Source organism: Sphingomonas sp. P3_C5 (genome assembly GCF_056402635.1).
Window position 1 is genome coordinate 427439 of the sequence record NZ_JBFUHA010000001.1, and the last position, 24046, is coordinate 451484.

29 protein-coding genes, 2 tRNA genes and 1 riboswitch are annotated in these 24046 nt (G+C 63.7%); of the genes, 24 read left to right on the plus strand and 7 right to left on the minus strand.

All coding sequences use genetic code 11. The features are described 5' to 3' along the window. Positions 1-181 precede the first annotated feature (181 nt). The 4 genes from AC1DVS_RS01940 (at position 182) to ung (ending at position 2184) form a co-directional block, all read left to right on the plus strand. A complete protein-coding gene (locus AC1DVS_RS01940; RefSeq protein WP_478019780.1) occupies positions 182-310 on the plus strand; it encodes a hypothetical protein in 129 nt (42 codons plus the stop codon). A 6-nt stretch (positions 311-316) separates the two neighbouring features. Continuing rightward, positions 317-622, plus strand: coding sequence for an alkylphosphonate utilization protein (locus tag AC1DVS_RS01945; RefSeq protein ID WP_478019782.1), 306 nt, complete (start codon positions 317-319; stop codon positions 620-622). A gap of 135 nt (positions 623-757) precedes the next feature. Next, positions 758-1438, plus strand: coding sequence for an endonuclease III domain-containing protein (locus tag AC1DVS_RS01950; protein ID WP_478019784.1), 681 nt, complete (start codon positions 758-760; stop codon positions 1436-1438). A 44-nt stretch (positions 1439-1482) separates the two neighbouring features. Beyond that, positions 1483-2184 (plus strand): uracil-DNA glycosylase, encoded by a 702-nt coding sequence (gene ung, locus AC1DVS_RS01955; RefSeq protein ID WP_478019786.1) that lies wholly within the window; start codon positions 1483-1485, stop codon positions 2182-2184. Here ung and AC1DVS_RS01960 read toward each other — a convergent pair. After that, positions 2074-2703 (minus strand): 2'-5' RNA ligase family protein, encoded by a 630-nt coding sequence (locus AC1DVS_RS01960; RefSeq protein WP_478019788.1) that lies wholly within the window; start codon positions 2701-2703, stop codon positions 2074-2076. The two genes, ung and AC1DVS_RS01960, sit on opposite strands and share 111 nt — an antisense overlap. 64 nt (positions 2704-2767) lie before the next feature. On the opposite strand from AC1DVS_RS01960, the gene AC1DVS_RS01965 reads away from it, so the two are divergent. After that, positions 2768-3208, plus strand: coding sequence for a DUF1810 domain-containing protein (locus tag AC1DVS_RS01965; protein WP_478019790.1), 441 nt, complete (start codon positions 2768-2770; stop codon positions 3206-3208). Between the two features lie 45 nt (positions 3209-3253). Then, positions 3254-3949: a glycoside hydrolase family 19 protein gene (locus AC1DVS_RS01970; protein ID WP_478019791.1), complete on the plus strand. Its 696-nt coding sequence runs from the start codon at positions 3254-3256 to the stop codon at positions 3947-3949. A gap of 18 nt (positions 3950-3967) precedes the next feature. Here the strand turns inward: AC1DVS_RS01970 and AC1DVS_RS01975 are convergent, their stop codons facing one another. Continuing rightward, positions 3968-5788: an ABCB family ABC transporter ATP-binding protein/permease gene (locus AC1DVS_RS01975; RefSeq protein ID WP_478019793.1), complete on the minus strand. Its 1821-nt coding sequence runs from the start codon at positions 5786-5788 to the stop codon at positions 3968-3970. A 95-nt stretch (positions 5789-5883) separates the two neighbouring features. Here AC1DVS_RS01975 and AC1DVS_RS01980 point away from each other — a divergent pair, with 95 nt between their 5' ends. Next, positions 5884-6114, plus strand: a complete 231-nt coding sequence (locus AC1DVS_RS01980; protein ID WP_478019795.1) for a hypothetical protein — start codon at positions 5884-5886, stop codon at positions 6112-6114. Between the two features lie 75 nt (positions 6115-6189). Then, positions 6190-6603, plus strand: a complete 414-nt coding sequence (locus AC1DVS_RS01985; protein ID WP_478019797.1) for a hypothetical protein — start codon at positions 6190-6192, stop codon at positions 6601-6603. Between the two features lie 111 nt (positions 6604-6714). Here AC1DVS_RS01985 and AC1DVS_RS01990 read toward each other — a convergent pair whose 3' ends face one another. Genes AC1DVS_RS01990 through AC1DVS_RS02010 form a run of 5 tightly spaced genes read right to left on the minus strand, consistent with a single transcriptional unit; the run spans position 6715 to position 11604 of the window. Continuing rightward, positions 6715-7707: a phytoene/squalene synthase family protein gene (locus AC1DVS_RS01990; protein WP_478019799.1), complete on the minus strand. Its 993-nt coding sequence runs from the start codon at positions 7705-7707 to the stop codon at positions 6715-6717. Further along, positions 7704-8285 carry an LOG family protein gene (locus tag AC1DVS_RS01995; protein WP_478019801.1) on the minus strand — a complete coding sequence of 194 codons (582 nt, stop codon included), beginning with the start codon at positions 8283-8285 and terminating at the stop codon, positions 7704-7706. The genes AC1DVS_RS01990 and AC1DVS_RS01995 overlap by 4 nt, the downstream gene beginning before the upstream one ends. Then, the gene (locus AC1DVS_RS02000) at positions 8282-9763 is read right to left on the minus strand and encodes a phytoene desaturase (RefSeq protein WP_478019803.1); all 1482 of its coding nucleotides are present in this window, start codon (positions 9761-9763) and stop codon (positions 8282-8284) included. Before AC1DVS_RS02000 ends, AC1DVS_RS01995 begins: the two co-directional genes overlap by 4 nt. Further along, the gene (gene crtY / locus AC1DVS_RS02005) at positions 9760-10935 is read right to left on the minus strand and encodes a lycopene beta-cyclase CrtY (RefSeq protein WP_478019805.1); all 1176 of its coding nucleotides are present in this window, start codon (positions 10933-10935) and stop codon (positions 9760-9762) included. Before crtY ends, AC1DVS_RS02000 begins: the two co-directional genes overlap by 4 nt. A 54-nt stretch (positions 10936-10989) precedes the next feature. After that, positions 10990-11604: a glutathione binding-like protein gene (locus AC1DVS_RS02010; protein ID WP_478019807.1), complete on the minus strand. Its 615-nt coding sequence runs from the start codon at positions 11602-11604 to the stop codon at positions 10990-10992. Between the two features lie 83 nt (positions 11605-11687). Here AC1DVS_RS02010 and AC1DVS_RS02015 point away from each other — a divergent pair, with 83 nt between their 5' ends. The 16 genes from AC1DVS_RS02015 to AC1DVS_RS02090 all read left to right on the plus strand — a co-directional run bounded on the left by AC1DVS_RS02015 (position 11688) and on the right by AC1DVS_RS02090 (position 24017). Next, a complete protein-coding gene (locus tag AC1DVS_RS02015; RefSeq protein ID WP_478019808.1) occupies positions 11688-12278 on the plus strand; it encodes a TetR/AcrR family transcriptional regulator in 591 nt (196 codons plus the stop codon). 2 nt (positions 12279-12280) lie between these two features. After that, on the plus strand, positions 12281-12853 hold the full coding sequence (locus AC1DVS_RS02020) for a DUF2585 domain-containing protein (RefSeq protein ID WP_478019809.1): 573 nt from the start codon (positions 12281-12283) through the stop codon (positions 12851-12853). A gap of 79 nt (positions 12854-12932) precedes the next feature. Next, on the plus strand, positions 12933-13691 hold the full coding sequence (locus AC1DVS_RS02025; RefSeq protein ID WP_478021211.1) for a sterol desaturase family protein: 759 nt from the start codon (positions 12933-12935) through the stop codon (positions 13689-13691). After that, positions 13657-14052, plus strand: coding sequence for a DUF2141 domain-containing protein (locus AC1DVS_RS02030; RefSeq protein WP_478019810.1), 396 nt, complete (start codon positions 13657-13659; stop codon positions 14050-14052). Before AC1DVS_RS02025 ends, AC1DVS_RS02030 begins: the two co-directional genes overlap by 35 nt. Before the next feature lie 79 nt (positions 14053-14131). Continuing rightward, the gene (locus tag AC1DVS_RS02035) at positions 14132-14992 is read left to right on the plus strand and encodes a MipA/OmpV family protein (protein ID WP_478019811.1); all 861 of its coding nucleotides are present in this window, start codon (positions 14132-14134) and stop codon (positions 14990-14992) included. Positions 14993-15190: 198 nt separating this feature from the next. Continuing rightward, positions 15191-16180, plus strand: a complete 990-nt coding sequence (locus tag AC1DVS_RS02040; RefSeq protein WP_478019812.1) for a ferritin-like domain-containing protein — start codon at positions 15191-15193, stop codon at positions 16178-16180. Positions 16181-16210: 30 nt separating this feature from the next. After that, positions 16211-17227 (plus strand): ferritin-like domain-containing protein, encoded by a 1017-nt coding sequence (locus tag AC1DVS_RS02045; protein ID WP_478019813.1) that lies wholly within the window; start codon positions 16211-16213, stop codon positions 17225-17227. Positions 17228-17308: 81 nt separating this feature from the next. Further along, positions 17309-17416: riboswitch (TPP riboswitch) on the plus strand. Positions 17417-17455: 39 nt separating this feature from the next. Next, positions 17456-19378 (plus strand): phosphomethylpyrimidine synthase ThiC, encoded by a 1923-nt coding sequence (gene thiC, locus AC1DVS_RS02050; RefSeq protein WP_478019814.1) that lies wholly within the window; start codon positions 17456-17458, stop codon positions 19376-19378. 3 nt (positions 19379-19381) lie between these two features. After that, on the plus strand, positions 19382-20053 hold the full coding sequence (locus AC1DVS_RS02055) for a hypothetical protein (protein ID WP_478019815.1): 672 nt from the start codon (positions 19382-19384) through the stop codon (positions 20051-20053). Continuing rightward, positions 20050-20466 carry a GFA family protein gene (locus AC1DVS_RS02060; RefSeq protein ID WP_478019816.1) on the plus strand — a complete coding sequence of 139 codons (417 nt, stop codon included), beginning with the start codon at positions 20050-20052 and terminating at the stop codon, positions 20464-20466. Before AC1DVS_RS02055 ends, AC1DVS_RS02060 begins: the two co-directional genes overlap by 4 nt. Positions 20467-20473: 7 nt before the next feature. Beyond that, positions 20474-21103 carry an ankyrin repeat domain-containing protein gene (locus AC1DVS_RS02065; RefSeq protein ID WP_478019817.1) on the plus strand — a complete coding sequence of 210 codons (630 nt, stop codon included), beginning with the start codon at positions 20474-20476 and terminating at the stop codon, positions 21101-21103. Positions 21104-21210: 107 nt separating this feature from the next. Further along, positions 21211-21822: a DUF2199 domain-containing protein gene (locus AC1DVS_RS02070; protein WP_478019819.1), complete on the plus strand. Its 612-nt coding sequence runs from the start codon at positions 21211-21213 to the stop codon at positions 21820-21822. Positions 21823-21969: 147 nt separating this feature from the next. Continuing rightward, positions 21970-22845 carry a three-Cys-motif partner protein TcmP gene (gene tcmP / locus AC1DVS_RS02075; protein WP_478019821.1) on the plus strand — a complete coding sequence of 292 codons (876 nt, stop codon included), beginning with the start codon at positions 21970-21972 and terminating at the stop codon, positions 22843-22845. After that, a complete protein-coding gene (locus AC1DVS_RS02080) occupies positions 22845-23603 on the plus strand; it encodes a DUF5131 family protein (protein WP_478019823.1) in 759 nt (252 codons plus the stop codon). The genes tcmP and AC1DVS_RS02080 overlap by 1 nt, the downstream gene beginning before the upstream one ends. Before the next feature lie 234 nt (positions 23604-23837). Further along, positions 23838-23912: transfer RNA gene (locus AC1DVS_RS02085), tRNA-Ile, on the plus strand. A 30-nt stretch (positions 23913-23942) separates the two neighbouring features. After that, positions 23943-24017 (plus strand) — tRNA-Phe (locus tag AC1DVS_RS02090). Positions 24018-24046 lie beyond the last annotated feature (29 nt).

Consider the following 24046-nt stretch of genomic DNA (forward strand, 5'->3'; position numbering starts at 1 on the left):
ACCATTGCCATCGGCGTCGCTTCCTTCGCGACGACCGCGTTTTTGATCCTCGGCCAGTACGCCATGATTGGCGCTATCGGCTGACCCACCCGCCCCGGCCTGGCGCCCGCGATTTAAGCGGGCGCGGCGCGGGGGAACAGTGTAGCGTGCGATCGGGCACAACGCCCTGAGGATCGCCGCCATGGCCAAGAGCCAGAAGAAATCGAACAAGGAAGTCCGCAAGCCCAAGGCTGAAAAAGCGCCGAAGCAGAATGCTTCGAACCCGTCGAGCAAGGGCAAGGCGGTCGATATGACCACGCTGAAAAACTAGACCGCGATGACTGACGACGAGGACTTCGTCTATGACGAAGCAAGCGGCGAATGGGTCAGCGCGGCCGACGCTCGCGCCGCCGCCACTGGCGCCGAGACGATCGAGGTGCGCGATTCAGTCGGCAATCTGCTCGCCGATGGCGATCAGGTGACGCTGATCAAGGACCTGACCGTCAAGGGCGCCGGCCAGACGCTCAAGCGCGGTACGCTGATCAAGTCGATTCGCCTCACCGGCGATGCGCAGGAGATCGATTGCCGCTACGACGGCATCAAGGGCCTGGTGCTGCGCGCGGAATTCGTCCGCAAACGCTGAACGCCGGAGGCTGGAGCGCCAGCCGCAACGAAGTGCGCGCTTCACGGTTATTGCTTTGGATCAGCACGATTTTTCGCGGATTTCTGCACCCGTACGCTTTATCTTGTTGCTATTTTGTTCTATGGTCGTCAGACCATGCAGCAAAGCTTCGATTTCGTTGCGTCCGATATCGCGCAGTGGCGTGACCGACTGATACCGGTCACCGATCGCATCCCGTTGCCGCGCCGAAGGCCGGTCGGGCAGCTCGTCAAATCGCTGATCAGCGGGCGTACGCGCGATCCGGTGTCGCTCGCGGCGTATCGCCGGCTTCGCGACCGCTTCGGCTCAGCAGCGGCGATCGCCGGTGTGCCGCCGGCGTCGATCGAGCGGGCGATCGCTGATGTCACCTTTCCGGAGATCAAGGCAAGGTGGCTCGCGGCGACATTGCGCCGGATCCAGAGCGAACGGCCCGATTTCAATCTGGATTTCCTCAGCGCATTGCCGCTTGAGGCGGCCTTGGCATGGCTGGAGCGGCTGCCCGGCGTCGGGCGCAAGGTCGCTGCCTCGGCGCTCAACGCGAGCACGCTGGCGATGCCGGTGCTCATCGTCGACAGCCATGTGCACCGGGTGCTGGAACGGCTCGGTTTCGTCGCGCCGGGTGCCGAGGCGCAGGTCGCGAGCGAGAAGGCGACAGCCGCGATACCCGATTGGGACGCGGACGATTTCCTGCATTTCCATATCGCGATGAAGCGTCTCGGCCAGACCGTCTGCCGGTTCGAGGCACCCGATTGCACCGCCTGCCCGCTCGCTATGGATTGCCCGTCACGGCGCGATTGACAGCCGGCGCTCGGTTCGGACATGCCGGGCGCGAAAGGCGGCCCATGAGCGACAGCGTCAAATTGCATCCGAGCTGGCTGGAGCCGCTGCGGCCGGAATTCGACAGCCCCTATATGGCGGCGCTCCGGGCCTATCTCGTCGCCGAAAAGACAGCCGGGAAACGGATCTTCCCCAAGGGGCATGAATGGTTCCGCGCGCTCGACCTGACGCCGCTCGAAAATGTCCGCGTCGTGATCCTCGGGCAGGACCCCTATCATGGCGAGGGCCAGGCGCATGGCCTCTGCTTTTCCGTGCGCCCCGAAGTCCGGCCGCCGCCAAGCCTCGTCAACATCTACAAGGAAATGGCGAGCGACCTCGGCATCCCGCCAGCGAAGCACGGTTTTCTCGAACATTGGGCACAGCAGGGCGTGCTGCTGCTGAACGCCGTGCTCACGGTGCAGACGGGCATGGCCGCTTCGCATCGTGATCGCGGCTGGGAGCGGTTCACGGACGCGGTGATCCGCCTCGTCAACGCCAGGCCCGAGCCCGTCGTGTTCATCCTCTGGGGCAGCTATGCGCAGAAAAAAGCCGCGTTCGTCGACAGCGTCGATAAAGGCGGCCGCCACCTCGTGCTCAAGGCACCGCACCCTTCGCCGCTATCGGCGCATGCCGGCTTCTTCGGCAGCAAGCCCTTCTCCAAAGCCAATGCGTTCCTGCGGGAGCATGGCCAGAAGCCGATCGACTGGGCGCTCCCGGCTCTGACTTGAAATGCCTTGAAGTGGCCATCGATCTAGCACGATGTGTTCCGTTCTGCCGACACGGCTGTGGATCAACAGGAACTCCTCGATCATCCAGCTGATGATGTCGATTTCCCGGTCGAACGGCTCACCGTTTCGATACAGTAGCGTGACGTGCGGGCTGAATGGTCCGCGCCTCTCGGCGAGCAACCCGGATCGTGTTATGCCGGTGACGAGGTGTCGTCTGAGACAGTAGAGGGGTTCGATCCGTTCCTCAGGCCGCAACGCGACCGATTTTCGGGTGCCGACCATCCGGCCAAGTGCAACGCGAAATTGGCTGGCTGCTATCGACGCCCCGATCTCGCGCATTATCGCCAGGGCACGAGGTGACAGGACTGGGAAGTCGGCCATGCCAAGTGTGATGTGGAGATAGTCTTTTCGAACTAGCCTGCCTCGGCCCAAACGCGCCTGCTCCTCAGCCATATATTCGGCTATGCCGGCAGGTGGGCGCAACGCGAAGAGCAGGCGATCAAAATTGTGGAAAGGCATCGACTCGACTCGGCTATGTTCCTTTTATGTTCCACGCCGGTAGCCGAGTCGATATGGCGCGTAAATGCCAGTTATGACGGAAACCAATCCCGATCTCTCCCGCTTCCTGTCCGCACAACGCGACGTCTATGCCCGCGCACTGGCCGAGCTTCGCGCCGGCACGAAGCGCAGCCACTGGATGTGGTTCATCTTCCCGCAGATCGCCGGCCTTGGCCGCAGCCACACGGCGCAGCTCTACGCGGTCCGCGATCTTGACGAGGCGCGGGCCTATCTCGCGCACCCTTTGCTCGGAGCTCGGCTTCGGGAATGCGTGGCGGCGGTGCTGACGCACGCCGACAGCCGCACCGCGGAGAAGATTTTCGGCGGGATCGATTCGATCAAACTGCGATCCTCAATGACCCTGTTCGAGACGGCCGGCGGCGGTGAAGTGTTTGGGCGCGTGCTCACCGGATTCTTCGCCGGCTCCCGCGATCAGCAGACTCTGGATCTGCTTCGACCCCGTTGACTTGGCGCGTCAATCGGGGACGATAAGGCGGGACAGGGGACAGGCATGGACGTCAAGCGATTGCAGCGACGCCTGGCGGATGCCGGCTTTTATCACCAGACGATCGATGGCGGCCTTGGCCGTGGCACCTATGCTGCCTTGTTCAGCTATATGGCCCGGGTCGATCTCGGCGCGAAAGGCCTTGCGATCGCCACCGGATGCGTCGCCAATCTTGCCGGCGCAGCCATCAATACCGAGCTGCGGCTCGCGCATTTCCTCGCCCAGACAGCCACGGAGACCGGAGGCTACAAGACGCTCGAGGAGAATCTGGCCTATTCGGCAGAAGGGTTGATGGCGATCTTCCCGAAATTTTTTCCAACCGAAAAATCGACCATCGGCTTCGTGATGAACCCACGCGCCGTCGCGCTGAAAGTCTATAGCGACCGGCTCGGCAATGGCCCGGCCTCGACCGGCGATGGCTGGGATTACCGCGGGCGCGGGCTGATCCAGCTGACCGGCCGCGCCAATTACGAAGCGCGCGGCGAGGAGGCGAACGTCCCGCTTGAGTCCATGCCCGAACTCGCCGCCGATCCGGCCTTGTCAGTCAAGCTCGCCTGCCTGTTCTGKGCGTCGCGTAGGATCAACGCCGCCGCAGATGCCGACGATCTCGTCAGGGTCCGAAAGCTCGTCAATGGCGGCACGACCGGGCTGGACGACGCGAAAATCCACCTGGCGCGGGCAAAGAAGATCCTGTTGCCCTGAGCCGGCCGACGCGACGCGCTATTCCGCCGCCACCGCGTCGCTTTCCTCTTCGCGCTCCTGCGCCTGCCGGTTCCACATCTCGGCATAGAGGCCGTTCTGCCGCAGCAACATCGCATGGCTGCCGCGCTCGACCACCCGGCCCGCCTCGAGCACGACGATCTCATCGGCATGGACGACCGTCGACAGCCGATGCGCGATCACGATCGTGGTGCGACCGCGCTCGATATCCTCGAGCGTGTCCTGGATTTCGGCCTCGGTGCGGCTGTCGAGCGCGCTGGTCGCTTCATCGAGGATCAGGATCGGCGGATTCTTGAGCAGGGTCCGCGCGATCGCAACCCGCTGCTTCTCGCCGCCGGAGAGCTTCAGCCCCCGCTCGCCGACCCGGGTCTCATAGCCGAGCGGCTGGCGCTCGATGAACTCGGCAATCGCCGCCCCTTGGGCCGCGCGCACGATCTCCTCGGACCCGGCGCCCTCGCGGCCATAGGCGATGTTGTAGCCGATCGTATCGTTGAACAGCACCGTATCCTGCGGCACGATGCCGATCGCGGCGCGGAGCGAATCCTGGGTCACCTGAGCGATATCCTGCCCATCGATCGTGATGCGTCCGCCGGTCAGGTCGTAAAAGCGGTACATCAGCCGCGCAAGCGTTGACTTTCCCGCACCCGACGGCCCGACCACCGCCAGCGTGTGGCCGGCCGGGATATCGAGATCGATCCCCTTGAGGATCGGCTGGCCGGGATCATAGCCAAAGCGCACATCCTCGAAACGAATATGGCTGGCGCTGACGACGAGCGGCTGCGCACCCGGCGCATCGACAATCTCCGACGGGGTATCGATCAGGTCGAACATAGCGCCCATGTCGATCACGCCCTGGCGGATGGTGCGATAGACCATGCCGAGCAGATCGAGCGGGCGGAACAGCGAGGTCAGCAAGCCCGCGACGAAGGAAATATCGCCAGCGTCGAACCGCCTATGGCTCCAACCCCAAACTACCAGCGCAAGCCCGCCGGCCATTACCAGGCTGGTGATCAGCGATTGCCCGATATTGAGCCAGGCGAGCGAATTCTCGCTGGCCGTCGCTGCGTTCGCATAAGCCGCAATGCCGTTTTCATAACGCCGCGCCTCACGCTCCTCAGCGGCGAAGTATTTTACCGTCTCGAAGTTTAGGAGCGAATCCACCGCGTGCGCGACAGCGCCGGTGTCGAGATCGTTCATCCTTGAACGGAGCGCAGAGCGCCAGTCCGTGATGATGCGCGTAAACACGATATAGGCCACGACCATGACGATCGTCCCGGTGACCAGCCAGGGCCCATAATATTTTTCGAAAAAATAAAGGACACCCACGAGCTGGAGAACGGTCGGCGCGATGTTGAACAGCAGGAAATAGAGCATTGTGTCGATGCTCTTGGTGCCGCGCTCGACTACCTTGGTGACCGCGCCGGTCCTGCGTTCGAGGTGGAAGCGCAGCGAGAGCTGGTGAAGATGGCGGAACACGTTCGACGCCAGGCGCCGCGTGGCCTCCTGCCCGACCCGCTCGAACACGACGTTGCGGACATTATCGAACAGCACGCCACCGAAGCGGGCCGTCGCATAGCCAATCACGAGCGCCATAATGAGCGTGGAGGCGCTGCGATCCCCCTTAGCCATGCCGCTGATCGCGTCCTTGAGGGCAAATTGCGCGCCAAATCCGACCACTTGCGACGCGACCACGAGCGTCATCGCAATGACGATGCGCGCGCGCAGCCGCGGCGCGTCGGCCGGCCACAAATAGGGCAGGAAGCGACGGAGCGTCGGCAGCAATGGGCGTTCGACGCTGGGGGTTTCAGTCAATGGGGGCATCGTCGCCCCATGTAGGGGCGACACCTGCGAACTGAAAGCATTTCGCGGAACGAATAGGGCGTCTCGTCGATTGATACCTTGACTGGAGACGAAGCATGGAACCGCTCTATTTCGTCATGGCGATCATGGGTTGCGGCGATGGCACTGCGAACTGTGCCGAGGCGCGGGTAGAGCCGGTGCATTATGCGACCGTCCAGCAATGCCAGGCGGCAATGCCGGCCGCTTTGGTCCGCAACAGCGACATCGACTATCCGGTCGTCAGCGCAGCATGCCGTTCGGTCGGGCAGCAACTCGTCCAGAACCGCCAGGATCGCCGGCCCGGCTAAGGCCGCTGGCGCTTTTCGTACCGCCAACTAAGGTCCCGTCGGAAACGGCGTGATGAGCGGCGTAACGGGGGTACGATGCGCAAGGTCCTGGGTATCATCATTGGCGCGGTTGCCGCCCTCGCCATCTTCGCAGCGCTCGGCTGGATCAGCGACCAGTTCTACCCGCCCACCCTCGATATCGACATCGCCGACGAGACGACGCTCGCCAGCATTATCGCCGACAAGACAATGGTCGAGAAGCTGCTCTGGATCGCGCCATGGCTGTTCGCCTCTTTCGGCGGCGCCTGGCTCGCGCTTCGGATCAGCGACTGGAAATGGGCCGGATGGATCGTCTCGGCTCTCATCCTCGTCATCGCAGTGATGGGAATTCTCGATCTGCCCCACCCGCTCTGGATGCAGGTCTGCGCCGTGGCCCTGCCGATCCTGGGCGGCTGGCTAGCCGCGCGGCTCCATCGCAAACCTTATCCGGGCGAGCCGCTGCTCGGTTGAGAGAGGCGAACCCAGTTTGAGCTGAATCCACTCCTTCCGTTCGCCCTGAGCTTGTCGAAGGGCCTTCTTTCTCGTCGGCGCGAGAGCTTCGGCAAGGGGGCTTCGACAAGCTCAGCCCGAACGGGAGGATGGAGATTCGTCCTGGCGAGCCCGCGTCCATAAAGCCGCAGAGCGGGGGGCCGGTGGATAGAGCGAGCGCCGCCGCAGCGCCTCGACCGCAGCCCGCACGATCATGCCGATCTTGGCTGTGGCAGAGGTCGAAACCCGGCTGTCCCAGGCCCGTTCGCCCCGCGTCGCCACTTCGCGCCCGATCGCGCCATAAATCTCCGCCGCGGCCAGCACTGCCCAGGCCGACCGAAATGACAGTTTCGGCGTGCCGAACCGCGCGCTCGCCTCGAACGCGGCGGCGCGATCCGCCAGCCGAGACCCAAGCACCGCCAGCTTTTGCCGATGGGCCGGGTTCATAAGCTCGCCCACCGGGATATCCATCTCGGCCAGCCAGTCGGCGGGAAGATAACAGCGCCCGACCCTGTTATCCTCGGCCAGGTCGCGCGCGATATTAGCGAGCTGGAACGCCATGCCGAGATCGCAGGCACGATCGAGCGTTGCTTCATCCTCGGGCGAAACGCCCATCACCACCGCCATCATGCAGCCGACCGCGCCGGCGACATGATAGCAATAGGTATAGAGATCATCCTCGGTGCGCGGCCGCCAATCCTCGGCATCAAGCGCGAAGCCGGCGATCAGATCGTGCGCGAAGTGCGGCGGCATCTTCGTTTCGGCGGCGACAATCCGGAGCGCGTCAAAGGCCGGATCGCCGACCCAGCTGCCTGCCAGCGCCACCTCGGTCATCGCTGAAAGCAGCTCCAGCCGCGCCGGCGCATCCTTGACCATGGTCATGCCATGGCCATGCTCCTGACCGTCGGCGATATCGTCGCACCGGCGACACCAGGCATAGAGCAGCCAGGCCCGTTCGCGGGTCCTGCGATCGAACAGCCGGCTCGCGGCGGCAAAGCTCTGCGATCCCCGCGCGATCGATTCCTGCGCCGTCGCGACAATCGCGTCGCGGCTCGGGAGCGCCGAACCCGCAGCTCCCCGGCTCACAGGTCCTTTGCGCTCATCTTGGTGATCGTCTCGATCGGCACATGGCCCGCCATCTTCGCGAGCAGTCCGTCCAGCGCGTCGTCGACGATCAGGATGCCCTGATGCTGGGGCCGGAGGAAACCGACCTCGCCCATCTTCGCGTAAAAGGCGATCAGATGATCATAATAGCCCGCGACATTGAGCAGCCCGACCGGCTTGGCATGATAGCCGATCTGCGCCCAGCTCAGCGCTTCCCATAACTCATCCATCGTGCCGGTGCCGCCGGGCAGGTTGACGAAGCCGTCCGAGAGATCGGTGAAGGCCTGTTTGCGCTGGTGCATTGTGTCGACGACATGCAGCTCGGTCAGCCCGCGATGCGCGACCTCGGCATCGACCAATGCCTGGGGGATGATCCCGATCACTTCACCGCCCGCCTCGAGTGCACTGTCGGCAATGGCGCCCATCAACCCGAGCCGCCCGCCGCCATAGACGACCCCGATCCCGTGCTCCGCAAGCGTCCGCCCTACGGCGCGCGCCGTCTCGATATAGACGGGATCCGATGGCGTGGCCGATCCACAATACACGGCAAGTCGCTTCACTTCGGTCCTTCCAGCATCAGCGCAGCAGTCGCCTTCGCGCTCCCGACCACGCCCGGAATCCCGGCGCCCGGATGCGTGCCCGCGCCGACAAAATAGAGGTTCGGGATATGGTCATCGCGGTTGTGCACGCGGAACCAGGCGCTCTGGGTCAGAATCGGCTCGAGGCTGAAGGCGCTGCCGAGATGCGCGTTCAGGTCGCGCTCGAAATCATTCGGCGCGTAATGGAATTTGGTCACGATCCGCTCATGGATGTCCGGGATCAGCCGCCGGCCGACCTCATCGAGGACGCGCTTTTCGAGGATCGGCCCGATCTCTTCCCAATCGACCGGGAATTTGCCGAGATGTGGCACCGGCACCAGCGCGTAAAAGGTCGAATGCCCCTCCGGCGCCATCGACGGATCGGTGACGGTCGGGTGGTGGAGATAGATCGAGAAATCCTCCGGCAGCACGCCGGTATCGTAGAGGTCAGTCAGCAGCCCTTTATAGCGCGGCCCGAACAGGATCATGTGGTGCGGGATGCCCGGCCAGGTGCCCTTGATGCCGAAATGGACGACGAACAGCGACGGCGAATAGCGCTTCCGCTCGAGCTTCGCCTTGGTCCGCTGCGCCGTGCGCGACGTCTTCAGCAGGTCGCGATAGATGTGCATGACGTCGCCGTTGCACGCGACCATATCGGCCTTGCCCTCCCAGCCCGATGCCGTCGTGACCCCAGTCGCCTTGTCGCCCAGCGTTTCGATGCTGGTCACCGGATCGCCAAGTCGCAGCACCCCGCCGAGCCGTTCGAAATGCGTGACCAGTCCGGCGATGAGCTTGCTGGTGCCGCCCTTGGCGAACCACACGCCGCCATCGCGCTCCAGCTTGTGGATCAGCGCATAGATCGCGCTTGTCGTCATGGGGTTGCCGCCGACCAGCAAGGTATGGAAGCTCAGCGCCTGGCGGAGATGCTCGTCCTTCACGAAGCTCGACACGATCGAATAGACTGAGCGCCACGCCTGATATTTCGCCAGCGCCGGCGCTGCCTTGATCATCGACGCGAAGTCGAGAAAGGCGACATGACCGAGCTTCTCATAGCCCTCGTGGAAAACGCCCGCTGAATATTCGAGGAACCTGCGATAGCCCGCGACGTCCTCGGGATTGAGCTTGGCGATCTCCGCCATCAGCACGCTGTCGTCATTGGTATAATCGAAGCTGGTGCCGTCCATCCAGTTGAGCCGGTAAAAGGGCAGCACCGGCTCGAGCGTCACGTCATCGGCCATGTCGCGCCCGGTCAGCGCCCAAAGCTCCTTCAGGCACGGCGGGTCGGTGATGACGGTTGGGCCGGCATCGAAGGTGAAGCCGTCCTTCTCCCAGACATAAGCGCGCCCCCCGGCCTTGTCGCGCGCCTCGATGATGGTGGTTTCCACGCCCGCCGATTGCAGCCTGATGCCGAGCGCAAGCCCGCCGAACCCGGCGCCGACGACAATCGCCTTCCGGCTCATACCGGGCTCCTGCGTGCCAGCGGCCTGATCGCAGAGAGCGCACGGCCGACCGGGACTGGAGGCTTGCCCATCAGAAGCCGGGCCTTGTCGGTCATGGTCGAACGTCCTGCATAGAAACGGCCTATAAGGCCGGGATCGAGCCGATAGAAGCGCTCGAGAATGCGATAGCGCTCCGCAGGCTCGGCTGCCTTGAACAGCATCTTGTCCAGCATGCGGTAGAAACCCCGCCGGCGCCACAGGCTCCGCGCAAAACCATGCGTCAGATCGTGCAGCGCCGCGCCCGACAGGTCGCTGGCCTTTGCGACCAGCGATGCCGTCCGCACCGCGTCGGGCAGCGAATAGCCGGTGGTCGGGTGGAATAGGCCGGCACGCATCCCGGCCTTGGCGACCTTGTTGCCGCCCGAACGCCAATATTCCTCGAAATCGCCGCCCATCGCAACCGGCAGCACACCGCTTTCCTCGCGCGCGACGGTGCCGACCTGCCAGCCGCGCGCAGCCGCATAAGTGTCGATCCGCCCGCTCAGCGGCGCATGGTCGAGCTCGGGCGTGTCGCTGTAATAGGTATCCTCAACGAACATCCGCGTCGCCGCGAGCGGCAGGCAATAGACGAAACGATAGCCGTCGATCTGCTCGACGCTCGCATCCATCACCATCGGCCGCGGATTTTCATGCGGCTCAGTGAGATGGAACTCGCGGCCGAGGAATTTCTGCCAGCCAAGATCGAGCAGCCCGAGATCGCTCGGGCCCCGCGCATCGATCACGCCCTTGGCCTCGACCCGGTCGCCGTCGGCTAGCACCACTGCGGTGGGGCTTGCGCCCAGCACTTTCCGGCGCATCATCAACGCAGCTTCCGGCAGAGCGCCGCGCACCACCGCCTCGAGCCGTTCGGATTCGACCGAATAATAGGACGCGCTCAGCGTGCGGGCATGGCCCGGAAAGGCGACGTCATAGCCGGTCCAGCCATAGCTGATCAGCGGCGCGATGATCCAGCGGTCGGCATCAGCCACATCGCTCGCGAAGAAGGACCAGAGATGATTGCCGCCGATCCGGCTCGACGCCTCGATCAGCTTGATGTCGAGATCGGGACGCTTCTTCTTCAGCGCGAGCGCCAGCAGCCCGCCCGCCAGCCCGGCACCAACGATCGCGATGTCGCACGGGATGACGGCGGGCATGCCAATTCACTACCCGATTCGCGGTAATGCGCAAATCGGGCAGGAGTGCGGGGCTCAGGCCGCCTGGCGGAGCGGCATCTCGGTTGCCATCGCCTGGGCCACCGAAGGCCGGGTGCGCGTCTTCGCGCGCCAGGCGGCAAGCACCGGCCAGTCGCTGAGCGAGACCTTCGCATATTCGCACCAGTTGAGCACGCTCAGCAGATAAGCATCGGCGACGCTGAAGCTGCCGACCAGATAATCCTGCCCATCGAGATGCGCAGAGAGCAGCTCGAACCGCTTCGCCGCCTGGCCGAGCGCCCATTCCCGCGCGCCCTCGCTCGACTTGCTGCTCATCAGCGGCGCGAACACGGCTTTATGCAGTTCGGTCGAGATGAAGTTGAGCCAGCGCAGCATCTGATAGCGCTCCTCGGTATAGGGCGCCGGCGCCAGCACGCCCTCGGCCGCGAGATCGGCGATATAGGTCAGCACCGCCGGCCCCTCGCTGAGGGTCAGCCCGCCCGCCGTTTCCATCGCCGGAACATAGCCCATCGGGCTCACCGCGGTGAATGGCCGCCCGTCGGGCAGTTTCTCACCCGGCACGACCTGGACGAACTCGGCATCGAGCTCTGCCTCCTCGATCGCGATACGGGTGGCGAGCGAGCAGGCGAACGGAACGAAATAGAGCTTCATGATCGATCTCCCTGGGGTGAGGTTGATTTCCATACCGTTTCGCATAATATCACGTCAATGATTCTTTGCGAACTGGTATAAAATTGTCCACCGACCTGCCTGCCCGCGCACGCGGCCGTCCGCGCAGCTTCGATACCGAGACCGCGCTCAAGGCCGCGTCGGAACGGTTTCGCACGCGCGGCTTTGCCGGCACCTCACTCGACGACCTCGCCGAGGCGACCGGGCTCGCCCGGCCAAGCCTCTACGCAGCGTTCGGCGACAAGCGCGCTTTGTACCTCGCCACCCTGTCGCGGCTGCACCAGCGGCTCGAGGGGCTGTTCGACGGGCTCGCCGCCGCTCGCCTCCCGCGAGAGGTGTTGCTCGAGACAATCTTCGCGCGGACGATCGACGGCTATCTGACCGGCGAAGTCGCGCCCTCGGGCTGCCTGGCCGTCGCCACCGCAACCACTGAAGCGACCAGCGACCCGGACGTCCGCGACGCCTTGCGCGGCATCATCACCTTGCAGGACGAGCGCATGGCCCGCCTGTTCAAATCAGCCGGCATCGCGAATCCGGAGCCGGCCGCGCGGATCGTGATGTCAGTGCTCCACTCGCTCGGCGTCCGCGCCCGGGCCGGGGTGCCACGCGACGAGCTCGACCAGATTGCCGCCGAGTGTATCGCGATGATCCTTTGACATTGCGGGACTTTGCCGCGCGCCACCGCGTGGCCCTGGTCGCGCTGGCGCTTGTCATGCTGGTGGGCGCCATCGAGCTGCTGAACGGCCGGCCGCCGATCTGCCCCTGCGGCCGGATAAGCCTGTGGCAGGGCTCGGCCCAGTCACCCGAGACCAGCCAGCAGATCGCCGACTGGTACAGCTTCAGCCATATCATCCACGGCTTCCTGTTCTATGGCGCAGCGCATCTCGTCCTGCGCCGCCGCCCGGGATGGCGCGCCTGGGCGCTGCCGATCGCCGTGCTGATCGAGGGCGGCTGGGAGCTGCTCGAAAATTCGCCATTAATCATCGATCGCTACCGCGAGGCCACCATCGCGATCGGCTATTCGGGCGATTCGATCCTGAATTCGCTCTGCGACATTGGCTGGATGGCATTCGGCTTCTGGGCGGCGGGCCGACTCCCCGCCTGGGCGACGATCACGCTCGCGATCGGCTTCGAGCTGATGACGCTCGCCATCATCCGCGACAATCTGACGCTCAACGTCCTGATGCTGGTCTGGCCGATCGACGCGATCCGGATCTGGCAGGCGGGATAGAAAGCTGGTTCGCCCTCCACCAATCTCCTAGACCGCATCTGTGACGATCGCGCTCGCCCTCCTTGTCTCAGCGCTGGCAATGACGGCGATCGTCGGCATCCGCTATCTGATCGTCAGCGGTGCCTTTGCGGCCGCCACCCGCTTCCGACACCCCGGCCTGTACACCGGCCTCGATCCGCAGATCCGCCGCGAGATCGGCTGGAGCCTCGCCTCCGCCGCCATCTACGGCGCGCCCGCCGGCATTATCGCCTGGGGCTGGCAGAATCGCGGCTGGACGCTGATCTACAGCGATCTCCACGCCTACCCGCTCTGGTATTGGCCGCTGTCGGTGCTGCTCTACCTCGCCGCCCATGACACATGGTTCTACTGGACGCATCGCTGGATGCACCGCCCGGCGCCGTTCCGCATCGCCCATGCCGTCCACCATGCTAGCCGCCCGCCCACCGCCTGGGCGGCAATGGCCTTTCATCCGATCGAGGCGATCACCGGGGCTGTGGCAATTCCGCTACTGGTGTTCGTGATTCCGATCCATGTGTCGGCGCTGGCTGTGGTGCTGAGCGTGATGACGGTTATGGGTGTCACCAATCATATGGGCTGGGAGATGTTTCCGGCTTTCATGTGGCGGGGGCGGCTTGGCGCCTGGCTGATTACGGCGAGCCATCACCAGCGGCACCATGAGCAATATGGGGGAAATTATGGGCTTTATTTCCGGTTCTGGGACCGGCTTTGCGGCACCGATCGGGGGATCGGCGACTTCACCCGCGAGCATTCTCGCAAAGCGTCTGGCGCTGGCCGCCGTCGCGATGGCGCTGCTGGCGGGGGCGACGCCGGTCTCTAGCCTTACGCTAGACGTCACCAGGCTCCGCTCGACCCGTGGCCTGATCCGCATCTGCCTCACCACGACGCCGAAGAATTTCCCCGCCTGCGGCAATAGCGCGCTGGCGGTCACCCGTTCAGTGCCGGCAACCGGCCATGACGTCAGCTTCGAAGGGCTGCCCTATGGCACCTATGCGATGGCGGTGATCCATGACGAGAACAGCAACGGCAAGCTCGACACCTTTGCCGGCATCCCGCGCGAGGGCTTTGGCTTCTCGCGCAATCCAGCGATCACCTTCGGCCCGCCAAGCTTCAACGCAGCCCATTTCACGCTTGCGACTGATGCCAATGCGCAACAGATCACGATGCGCTACATGTTGTAACACACCGCAGCGGACCCAAATCGAACTGCGCCGCGTTCCCGCCGGGAACACCCTCTTCAAGCGTCCGGAGCCCCGATCCATGACATCGACCTTTCGTTTCCTGCCGCTGCTCGGACTGTCCGCGTTCCTCGCCTGCGCCGCGACGCCCGCTCTCGCGCAGGATGCGAAGACCGACGCCGAGATCGAAGCCGATCACAACAGCCTGACATTCGGTGTCGGCGGCGTCTATCTGCCGAGCTATGAGGGCTCGAACGACTATATCCTGACGCCTGCGATCGCCGCCCGCGGCAAGGTTCATGATTTCAGCTTCTTCACCCGCAACACCCAGCTCTATGTCAACGCGATCCCCAACCAGTCGGGACCAGGCATTGATTTCGAACTCGGCCCGATCATCGGCGTCAATTTCAACCGCCACACAAAGCTGGTCGATCCGCAGATCAAGGCACTCGGCAAGCGCAAGCTCGCGGCCGAAGCGGGCGGGTTCATCGGTATCGGCAAGACCGGACTGATCACCAGCGACTACGACAATCTCACCGTCCGCGTCGCCTATGTCCATGACATCAGCGGCATCTACAAAAGCTACGTCATCACCCCGCAGATCCAGTACACCACCCCCCTCAGCCGCAAGGCCTTTGTCGGCATTTCGGCCTCAGCCGATTACGCCGGCACCGGCTATGCCACCGCTTATTATGACGTCGATGCCGCTGGCGCGCTGCGCAGCGGCCTGCCGGTGTTCACCGGCCGCAAGGGCTGGAAGCAGGTCACCTTCGGCATGATCGGCGGCCATTCGCTGACCGGCGATCTGCTCCACGGCCTGGGCCTGTACTTCACCGGCTCCTATAGCCGCCTCCAGAATGATTTCGCCGCCAGCCCGGTGACGCGCATCGCCGGCAGCCCGAACCAGTGGTTCGGCGCGGTTGGGTTGGGGTATAGTTTTTAAGCGCTGAGTAGCGGCCTCAATATCGAGAAAGCCGCCTTTTCGCCCGAATCGACCGTTAACGGTTGTTGAAGTCGCCCCCGCACATCGGCTACCCGGGGTTCAAATCCGGTCGCGCTCGACTTGCCCTTCAATCGCAAGTGGTTGGGACCGGCCTAATTTCCGTTCGCGCGGAAGCCATTTCAAGGAGAGGTCACGTCCATGACCGACGACCAGCAGCTGATTGAGGCTCCCGATTCGGGTAGCACGGCCACCACAGAGGGCCGCAACGAGCGCCGCGAATTCTTCCGCGCCGCGCTCGGCGCCGCGGCGGTGACGGCGGCGGGCGCATCGGCGCTGGCCATCGCGACCTCGGCCTCGGCCGCGGTGATCGCCGATAACGACATGCTGCGCTATCTGGTTCAGCTCGATTATCTCGCAGCGCAATTTTTCAGCTTCGCCACCACCGGCACCGGCCTTCCGGACGCGCTGCTGACAGGCCAGGCCACCGGCGAGACCAAGGGCGATGCAACGGGCGCCCGCAAGGCGACCTTCACTGATCCGGTCGTCACGCAATATGCCGCCGAGATTGCCAGCGACCTGCTCGCGAACGTCAAATGGCTGCGCAACCAGCTCGGCGCTGAAGGCGTCGTCGCCCAGCCGGCGATCGATCTCAGTGCCACAGCGACCGGCGCGTTCAGCAAATTCGCCCAGGCAGCCAAGATCGTCACAGCGCCCGCCGCGTTCGATCCCTATGCCAACGACGAGAATTTCCTGCTCGCCGCCTTCATGTTCGAAGATGTGCTTGTCACCGCCTATATCAACGCAGTCCCCAACGCCGTCGACAAGACCATCCTCGCGGGCATCAGCGGCATCCTGGCGACCCATTCCCACCATGCCGCGGTGATCCGCGCCCTGCTCTATGCCAAGGGCGTGGCCACGCCGGACCTGCGCAAATTTGCCGATGCGATCTCGGGCGTGCGCGACAATCTGGACGGCGTGCCGGACATTGACGATCACGGCATCTCGCCAGTGACGATCAGCGGCAATATCGTCTCGAACATCGCGCCGGTCGCCGCCAATGGCAGCATCGTCGGCCGGTCGCCCGGCACGGTGCTCAACATCCTCTATCTGAGCAGCACGGCGGCGACCTCGGGCGGCTTCTTCACGGCTGGTCTCAACGGCACGCTCAAATCCAGCAGCGCGCACTGATCGCGCCTGGCCTCTAGGGAAGAATTCACGATGATCGATAGCGAAACCCTGATCCAGGTTCTCGAAGCGAGCGAGCGCCGTCGCGAGGAGCGCCGCCGCTTCATGCGTCTCGCCGGCGGCATGACCCTCGCCGCAGGCCTCGCCGCCTGCAGCGGCAGCGGCAACACGCCGACGCCGACCCCAACGCCGACCCCCACGCCGACTCCGACGCCCACGCCGTCCTCAACGGTGGCGCTCGATGCGGATTATCTGAACTTCGCGCTCAACCTCGAATATCTCCAGGCGCAATATTTCGTCCGCGCGACGACGGGCTCGGGGATCGAAGCGATTGCGTCCTCGGACGCGGTCCCCGGCGGCGGCGCTGCATTGCTCACCGGCACCGGCACGCAAGGGACGGTGACGGGCGGCGCCCAGGTGACCTTCAGCACGCTCAACGGGCAATATGCCCGCGAAATGGCGCTCGAAGACCTTGCCCATGTCGGCTTCCTGCGCTCGATGATCGGCGCTTATGCCGGCGCCCAGCCGGCGATCGATCTCTCCCCCGCGACCGGCGGTTTCACGAAGATCCTCCGCACCACCGGCGTAATCGGCGCGGCCGCGACCTTCGACGCCTTCGCCAATGAGCAGAACTTCCTGCTTGGTGCCTTCCTGATCAAGGATGTCGCGGTCAGCGCCTATATCGGCCTGATTCCGAAATTCGGCGGCACGCTCTACAGCAACGCGGTGGCAGGCATTCTCGCGGCTGAATCGCATCACGCAGCGCTTATCCGCAGCCAGCTCTACATGATGGGCGGCACCGCGGTCATAACCGCCGGGCAGATCAGCGACGCGCGCGATTCTCTCGATGGCACAAGCGATGACGATCAGGGCGTTGTCATTGGCGGTGCCGCGAACATCACCCCGACCAATCCCGACGGCATCGTCTTCGGCCGCACCACGGGCCAGGCGCTCAACATCCTCTACGACAACCATGCCGTGGCCGCTGGCGGCGGCTTCTTCCCCGCCGGCATCAACGGCTATTTCCTCACGTCGAGCGACGCCAACTAGGCTTCGCGCTTCTCGCAGTCTCCCGGCCGCGCGACCAAGTGTCGCGCGGCCTTTTCTTTGCCCGCTGACCGTCCTAGGGTCGGCCTTTCCCCGGGGGGCCGCGCGCAGGCGGCTGAGAGGTGGCTGAAGCCACGACCCGCCGAACCTGATCCGGTTGAGACCGGCGGAGGGAGGGAGTGGTTTTCGCACCGAAAGCCCGTCCTCGCTCCGCAAATTGGAGCGAATCACATGGCCGACATCCCCGCCCGTACCGAAATCGGCGTCACGACAGGCGCCATCCGCGGCAGCCGCAAGATCCATGTCGCCTCGCCCAATATCCCGGGCGTGAAGGTCGCCATGCGCGAGATCATGCTCGAGCCGAGCTGCGGCGAGCCCCCCTTGCGCGTCTACGACACCTCGGGCCCCTATACCGATCCCAAGGCCCGCATCGATATCCAGGCCGGCCTGCCCTCGCTCCGCCGCGACTGGATCATCGGCCGCGGCGACGTCGAATCCTATGACGCCCGCGAGACCCGCCCCGAGGATAACGGCCTGTCGGGCCCCGATCGCTCAGCCGGCGTCCCGCAATTCCCCAATGTCGTGAAGCGCCCCTTGCGCGCCAAGCCCGGCATGAACGTCAGCCAGATGCACTACGCCCGCAAAGGCATCATCACCCCCGAGATGGAATATGTCGCGATCCGCGAGAATATCGGCCGCGCCGCCGCCAAGGAGGCGCTGATCCGCGACGGCCAGGATTTCGGCGCGTCGATCCCCGATTATGTCACCCCCGAATTCGTCCGCGACGAGGTCGCGCGCGGCCGGGCGATCATCCCCAACAACATCAACCACCCCGAATCCGAGCCGATGGCGATCGGCCGCAACTTCCTGGTGAAGATCAACGCCAATATCGGCAACTCGGCCGTCGCCAGCGACGTGGCGAACGAAGTCGACAAGATGGTGTGGTCGATCCGCTGGGGCGCCGACACGGTGATGGACCTCTCCACCGGCCGAAACATCCACGACACCCGCGAATGGATCATCCGCAACAGCCCCGTGCCGATCGGCACCGTGCCGATCTACCAGGCGCTGGAAAAGGTCGGCGGCGTGGCCGAAGACCTGACCTGGGAGATCTTCCGCGACACCCTCATCGAGCAGGCCGAACAGGGCGTCGACTATTTCACGATCCATGCCGGCGTCCGCCTCGCCTATATCCCAATGACCGCCAAGCGCGTGACGGGCATCGTCAGCCGCGGCGGCTCGATCATGGCGAAATGGTGCCTCAGCCACCACAAGGAGAGCTTCCTCTACGAGCGCTTCGACGAGATCACCGAGATCATGAAGGCCTATGACATCGCCTACAGCCTCGGCGATGGCCTCCGCCCCGGCAGCATCGCCGATGCGAACGACGAAGCGCAGTTCAGCGAGCTCTACACGCTCGGCGAACTCACCCATCGCGCGTGGAAGAGCGACGTCCAGGTGATGATCGAGGGCCCCGGCCATGTGCCGATGCACAAGATCAAGGAGAATATGGACAAGCAGCTCGAGGTCTGCGGCGAGGCGCCCTTCTACACGCTCGGGCCGCTCACCACCGATATCGCGCCGGGATACGACCACATCACCAGCGGCATCGGCGCCGCGATGATCGGCTGGTACGGTACCGCGATGCTTTGCTACGTCACGCCCAAGGAGCATCTCGGCCTCCCCGACCGCGACGATGTGAAGGTCGGCGTCGTCACCTACAAGCTCGCCGCCCACGCCGCCGATCTCGCCAAGGGCCATCCGGCCTCGAAGATGCGCGACGACGCGCTGAGCCGCGCAAGGTTCGAATTTCGCTGGCGCGACCAGTTCAACCTGTCGCTCGATCCGGATACCGCCGAGCAATATCACGACCAGACGCTCCCGGCGGAAGGCGCCAAGACAGCCCATTTCTGCTCGATGTGCGGCCCCAAATTCTGCTCGATGAAGATCACCCAGGAGGTGCGCGACTTCGCGGCGAAGCAGAATGCGCCTGCCGATACCTTCATCGCCGCCGATGCGCCGTCCGAGGGAGATGCGGCGCGTTCGCTGTTCGCCAACCCGGTTTCGGTCGCCGAGGCCGAAAAGGGCATGGACGAAATGAGCGAGAAATTCCGCGAAAAGGGTGGAGAGATCTACCTGCCGGCCGCCGAGTAGCCGATGGGCCGGCGTCGCTTCCGCCTGACGGTGATCGTGGCGGCGGTGTCAGTCGCCTCCGCGTCAAGCGCCGCCGCCCGGCGGGATGATCCGCATGTGCCCGTGCCCGGCTATCGCTGTGATGTCGGCAAGCCGTTCGAGGGTGACGTGTGGGGGGAGCGGATGCTCGACGCGTCGGGCACGCAAATCTCGGCTGAGATGGAGTGGCGCAAGGGCAGCGACGTCTGGCAGCCGCGCCTGAGTGCGCTCTGGGCGGTTCAGGGCGCCGAGCCGATCAGGATTGAAGACGGAGCGTTCTTCCTGTCCTGGAATCTCAGGGAGGAGGCCCAGAGGCGGCGTCCACAGCGTCTCACCCTTGGGATAACGACGGTAGCGCGTGCCCGGTCCTGGCCCAATGCCTTCCTGGTCGGCTCGCCGGACGAGACCTTCCAGCACGGGCTACAGGGGGCCTGGGCAGATATGCTGGCGCTGGCCCGCGGCGCCCACGAGCTTTTTGCGGTGCTACGCGACAAGCACGGTGCGTTGATCGCGCAGGCCGGGATCGACCCCGCAATCTTCACGCAAGGCGCCCGCGCGATCGCTGACGCGCAGGACGAGCTCGAGGCGAAGAGCAATGACTTTCGTCATCGCTGCACCCCTGTCGATGATGTGAACCCGGACATCATCGTGACATGAGGAATGCTGCTGTTCCTGCGGAAGGCGGCTGCCTCTGCGGCGCGGTCCGCTACCGCGTAAGCGGCACGCCTGTCGCGCGAACCCTGTGCCACTGCATCTCCTGCCGCCGCGCAACAGGCGGCGTCAGTGTCGGCTGGGCGGTCTTCGACAAAACAGATTTCGCGCTGCTCACCGGCGAAGTACGCGAATACAGCTCCTCACCCGGCATATATTGGGGCTCCTGCGCCACCTGTAGCAGCCTCGTCACCTATCGCCGCGACACCCGCCCCGACCATCACGACATCACCACCGCCACGCTGGACGACCCCGACGCCTTTCCCCCCACGGCGGAAATCTGGGTCGGCGAGAAAATCGCCTGGGAAACGCTCAATCCATCGTTGCCGCACAAGCTGCGCAGCACGTTGAACGAGTAAAGCAGCGATGATCGATGATATCGTCCTCCGCCGACTGATGAGCGCGATGGCCTCGGGTGACGGCCCGGCGGCGCTCGGCATGCTGAGCGCATCTCCCGCTCTCGCGACGGCAAGTCTGAAGCAGGGCGCGACGCGGTCAGCGGCAACGGAGAATTTCCTGACCGAGATCAGCCGCCATATCTATGCCGGCGACACGGCGCTTCACGTCGCCGCGGCAGCCCATCGCCCCGAGATCGCCCGCACGCTGATTGGCCTTGGCGCTGACGTCGCCGCGAGGAACCGACGGGGTGCGACGCCGCTCCATTATGCGGCAGATGGGAGTCCAGGCTCGCACCGGTGGAACCCCGCGCACCAGGCCGAAACGATTGCCGTGCTGATCGCCTCAGGCGCCGACGCGAACGCCGGCGACAAGAATGGCGTGACGCCCTTGCACCGCGCCGTCCGAACACGCTCCGCCGCAGCGGTGAGCGCCCTGATCGACGACGGCGCGGACGCGCGACGCCAGAACGGGAATGGCTCGACGGCCATCATGCTCGCGACGCGACAGACCGGCCGTAGCGGCAGCGGTTCGCCAGAGGCAAAGGCGCAGCAGGCGGAGATCATCCGACTTTTCGAGCGCCACGGCACAAGCCCCTAGAACCGACATTACAGGCGCCGCTGCGCCACGGGCGGTGCCAGCGTCGGCTGGACCATCTTCCACAGGAATGCCGCAATTAAGAGGGGTGCGAACAAGATGATCGAGAAATGTCGCGCGAGAGGCGGGAAAATCTGCCGGCAGGCCGTCAAGTGAGTCTCTTCCGCCGGAAGCCGCCACTGTCCGCGCTCGAGACCCTGCGCGGCGGGCGCTGGAATTGCAGTTCCTGCGGCATCGCCCACCGAGGAATGTTCGACCTCGCGGCATTCGCTCCCGATTTCTGGGAAGGACCGCAGAGCTATGAACACAATGGCGCCATCCGGCTTGACGGCAATTTCCTCTCGGAGGATTTCTGCGTGGTCGACGGCGAGCACTTCTTCGTGCGCTGCGCGTTCCGCCTCCCTGTGCACGGCCTCACGGAAACATTTGGCTTCGGTATCTGGTCGACACTCTCACGCGCCAATTTCGACATTTACCTCAATGCCTTTGACAACGGCACCTATGCGAACATGGGGCCATGGACGGGTTGGTTCTCCAACCGGCTCGAGCTGTTCGAAGACACGCTGAACCAGGGCTGCTGGGTCCAACCCCGTCTTGGCCGCCAACGACCGCTTGTCACCCTGGCAAACGAGGAACACGAACTCGCGCGAGCACAGGAGGACGGCATTACGCCGGACCGGCTGCTGGAATTATATGCGGCGTATGGTCATGTTATGGGCTGAGTTTGAGTGGTCGACTCAACGATAAGTTATGTGCTGATACACTGGAATCTTGCCGGGGAGATCGACCTCCCGCCAGAATAATCGCTACATTGCCAAACATCTTCCGTTCGATTAGTTCTCATAATGTTCCTTTAGGGGCTGGCGGAAATGAGCATCACAACGCAAGAATTTGGTAGCGCACATACGGAGAGAAAACTTCAGGCGGTTCAGAAATACCTTCATGCTTTCACGACTGCTTTGAAAAGGCAGTCCTTCGAGTTGTTGTACGTCGATGCCTGCGCAGGATCGGGGGCATCTACGTCGAAGAGGGCTAAGGAGCAGGGGCAATTGCTTGACGTCGATGATGTCACTGCGGGATCGGCTGTCAGGGCCCTGGAGATCGCTACACCGTTCGATCGCTACATCTTCAATGACACCAAACTGAAAAATGTGCGATCACTGTCCACGATCGTTGACGAACGATTTCCGGCGCTCAAAAATCGGGTCACGATCCTGCGGTCTGATGCGAACGACGCCGTCACCGAGTTAGCCAGACAGACCAATTGGAAGAAAAGCCGCGCGGTCGTTTTTCTCGATCCGTTCGGGCTGCAATTGAAGTTCTCCATGGTCGAACAACTGGGCCGCACTGAGGCTGTGGATCTTTGGTATCTTGTTCCTGTCCTGGCAATGAGCCGCCAAGTCCGTGGCGATGGAAGCGTTCTCGAGGCGGGTGGCGCGCTTATCGACGACCTCCTCGGCACGAAAATATGGCGGGACGGGGTCGCTGCCGAGCTGGTTGGAGATACCGAAACAGATCTGTTTGGCCCCATTGGACCCGCGATTGCGAAGGTCGCAAACGCTGCGTGGTTCGAGCGGGTGGCGATAGATCAGCTCAAATCAGTCTTCGCGGGTGGTGTCTTGGACACCGCCTTGCCTCTCGGTCGTGGCGGTCTCCACGAGTTTTCGCTTGTGTTTGCCTGCGCCAACCCTAGCCCTATTGCCAACACGCTTGCGAAGCGGCTCGCCGAGGCTGTGCTGAAATAATGTCTGGTAACTCCGAGATCGAATGGACTGACGTCACGTGGAATCCCGTCGCAGGCTGTAATATCGCCTCGGCAGGTTGCACGAATTGTTATGCAATGCGGATGGCAGCTCGTCTTCAGGCGATGGGCCATGATAAATATCATGGCACCACGCGCAAGAGCGGCGGCCGCACGGTTTGGACGGGTCGCGTCAATATCGACCCGACAAGCTTAAATGATCCCGTTCGCTGGAAACGCGGCAAGCGAATCTTCGTCAACTCCATGTCTGATTTGTTCCATGAAGCCGTCCCGACCTCTTTCATACAGATGGTATGGGCAACAATGGCGCAGTGCCCGCAACACCAATTTCAGGTGCTTACAAAGCGGCCTGAGCGAATGGCAGCCATGTTCTTGGCAAAGGAGCTGCCTGTACTCTCCCACGTTTGGATTGGTACGTCTGTGGAAAACGAGGCAGTCGCGGATCGGGTCGGGCATCTTATTTCGATCCAAGGGATGACGCGCTTTGTCTCGTTCGAACCGTTGATCGGACCAATTGGACCAATTAGCTTGCGTGGCGTGCATTGGGCAATTGTCGGGGGTGAATCTGGGCCAAGCTCCCGCCCGATGATGGTCGACTGGGTCGAGCAGATCGAAAATGAATGCCGTCGCGCGGGCACCGCTTTTTTCTTCAAGCAGTGGGGTGGCAAAAACAAGAAAGCGGCTGGACGTAAACTTCGCGGTCGGACTTTTGACGAGTATCCTCACGAGCTGGCAGCTTAATATCGGGTTGACAGCGGCGGGCTCAATCTCCGCGTTGGGGAAAGACTCCTTTTATCTCCGAGCATAGTACCAGCACCGGTACGATATCACGCTCGACACCTGACCAGCTTGCGAATCCCCACCCTGCCTGCTACCAGCCCGCCACCATGGCCCGCCACGAGCTCTTTACCACCGCGCGAATTACCCCCTTCACCAGCTGAGGGGAGGGTGTTCGCGCGCGCTGCCCCCAAGTGGTGCAGTGTAGCTCAGTGGTAGAGCAGAGTCCTGATAAGGCTAAGGTCGCCGGTTCGATCCCGGCCACTGCAACCAGTCTCCATCACGGGCCCGAAGCACTCCAAAGCCGGAGTAGCTCAGAGGTAGAGCGGCGAGTTGAAGACCCGCGCGTCGGTGGTTCGAGTCCACCCTTCGGCACCAATGCCCACTTGCTCGCAAGCGCATCGCGC

Excerpts from the sequence above, each read along its gene's own strand:
- AC1DVS_RS01940 (WP_478019780.1), top strand. The coding sequence starts at position 182 with ATGGCCAAGAGCCAGAAGAAATCGAACAAGGAAGTCCGCAAGCCCAAG.
- AC1DVS_RS01945 (WP_478019782.1), top strand. The coding sequence starts at position 317 with ATGACTGACGACGAGGACTTCGTCTATGACGAAGCAAGCGGCGAATGG.
- AC1DVS_RS01950 (WP_478019784.1), top strand. The coding sequence starts at position 758 with ATGCAGCAAAGCTTCGATTTCGTTGCGTCCGATATCGCGCAGTGGCGT.
- ung (WP_478019786.1), top strand. The coding sequence starts at position 1,483 with ATGAGCGACAGCGTCAAATTGCATCCGAGCTGGCTGGAGCCGCTGCGG.
- AC1DVS_RS01960 (WP_478019788.1), bottom strand. The coding sequence starts at position 2,703 with ATGCCTTTCCACAATTTTGATCGCCTGCTCTTCGCGTTGCGCCCACCT.
- AC1DVS_RS01965 (WP_478019790.1), top strand. The coding sequence starts at position 2,768 with ATGCCAGTTATGACGGAAACCAATCCCGATCTCTCCCGCTTCCTGTCC.
- AC1DVS_RS01975 (WP_478019793.1), bottom strand. The coding sequence starts at position 5,788 with ATGCCCCCATTGACTGAAACCCCCAGCGTCGAACGCCCATTGCTGCCG.
- AC1DVS_RS01980 (WP_478019795.1), top strand. The coding sequence starts at position 5,884 with ATGGAACCGCTCTATTTCGTCATGGCGATCATGGGTTGCGGCGATGGC.
- AC1DVS_RS01985 (WP_478019797.1), top strand. The coding sequence starts at position 6,190 with ATGCGCAAGGTCCTGGGTATCATCATTGGCGCGGTTGCCGCCCTCGCC.
- AC1DVS_RS02000 (WP_478019803.1), bottom strand. The coding sequence starts at position 9,763 with ATGAGCCGGAAGGCGATTGTCGTCGGCGCCGGGTTCGGCGGGCTTGCG.
- crtY (WP_478019805.1), bottom strand. The coding sequence starts at position 10,935 with ATGCCCGCCGTCATCCCGTGCGACATCGCGATCGTTGGTGCCGGGCTG.
- AC1DVS_RS02010 (WP_478019807.1), bottom strand. The coding sequence starts at position 11,604 with ATGAAGCTCTATTTCGTTCCGTTCGCCTGCTCGCTCGCCACCCGTATC.
- AC1DVS_RS02025 (WP_478021211.1), top strand. The coding sequence starts at position 12,933 with ATGACGGCGATCGTCGGCATCCGCTATCTGATCGTCAGCGGTGCCTTT.
- AC1DVS_RS02030 (WP_478019810.1), top strand. The coding sequence starts at position 13,657 with ATGGCGCTGCTGGCGGGGGCGACGCCGGTCTCTAGCCTTACGCTAGAC.
- AC1DVS_RS02035 (WP_478019811.1), top strand. The coding sequence starts at position 14,132 with ATGACATCGACCTTTCGTTTCCTGCCGCTGCTCGGACTGTCCGCGTTC.
- AC1DVS_RS02040 (WP_478019812.1), top strand. The coding sequence starts at position 15,191 with ATGACCGACGACCAGCAGCTGATTGAGGCTCCCGATTCGGGTAGCACG.
- AC1DVS_RS02045 (WP_478019813.1), top strand. The coding sequence starts at position 16,211 with ATGATCGATAGCGAAACCCTGATCCAGGTTCTCGAAGCGAGCGAGCGC.
- thiC (WP_478019814.1), top strand. The coding sequence starts at position 17,456 with ATGGCCGACATCCCCGCCCGTACCGAAATCGGCGTCACGACAGGCGCC.
- AC1DVS_RS02055 (WP_478019815.1), top strand. The coding sequence starts at position 19,382 with ATGGGCCGGCGTCGCTTCCGCCTGACGGTGATCGTGGCGGCGGTGTCA.
- AC1DVS_RS02060 (WP_478019816.1), top strand. The coding sequence starts at position 20,050 with ATGAGGAATGCTGCTGTTCCTGCGGAAGGCGGCTGCCTCTGCGGCGCG.
- AC1DVS_RS02065 (WP_478019817.1), top strand. The coding sequence starts at position 20,474 with ATGATCGATGATATCGTCCTCCGCCGACTGATGAGCGCGATGGCCTCG.
- AC1DVS_RS02070 (WP_478019819.1), top strand. The coding sequence starts at position 21,211 with ATGTCGCGCGAGAGGCGGGAAAATCTGCCGGCAGGCCGTCAAGTGAGT.
- tcmP (WP_478019821.1), top strand. The coding sequence starts at position 21,970 with ATGAGCATCACAACGCAAGAATTTGGTAGCGCACATACGGAGAGAAAA.
- AC1DVS_RS02080 (WP_478019823.1), top strand. The coding sequence starts at position 22,845 with ATGTCTGGTAACTCCGAGATCGAATGGACTGACGTCACGTGGAATCCC.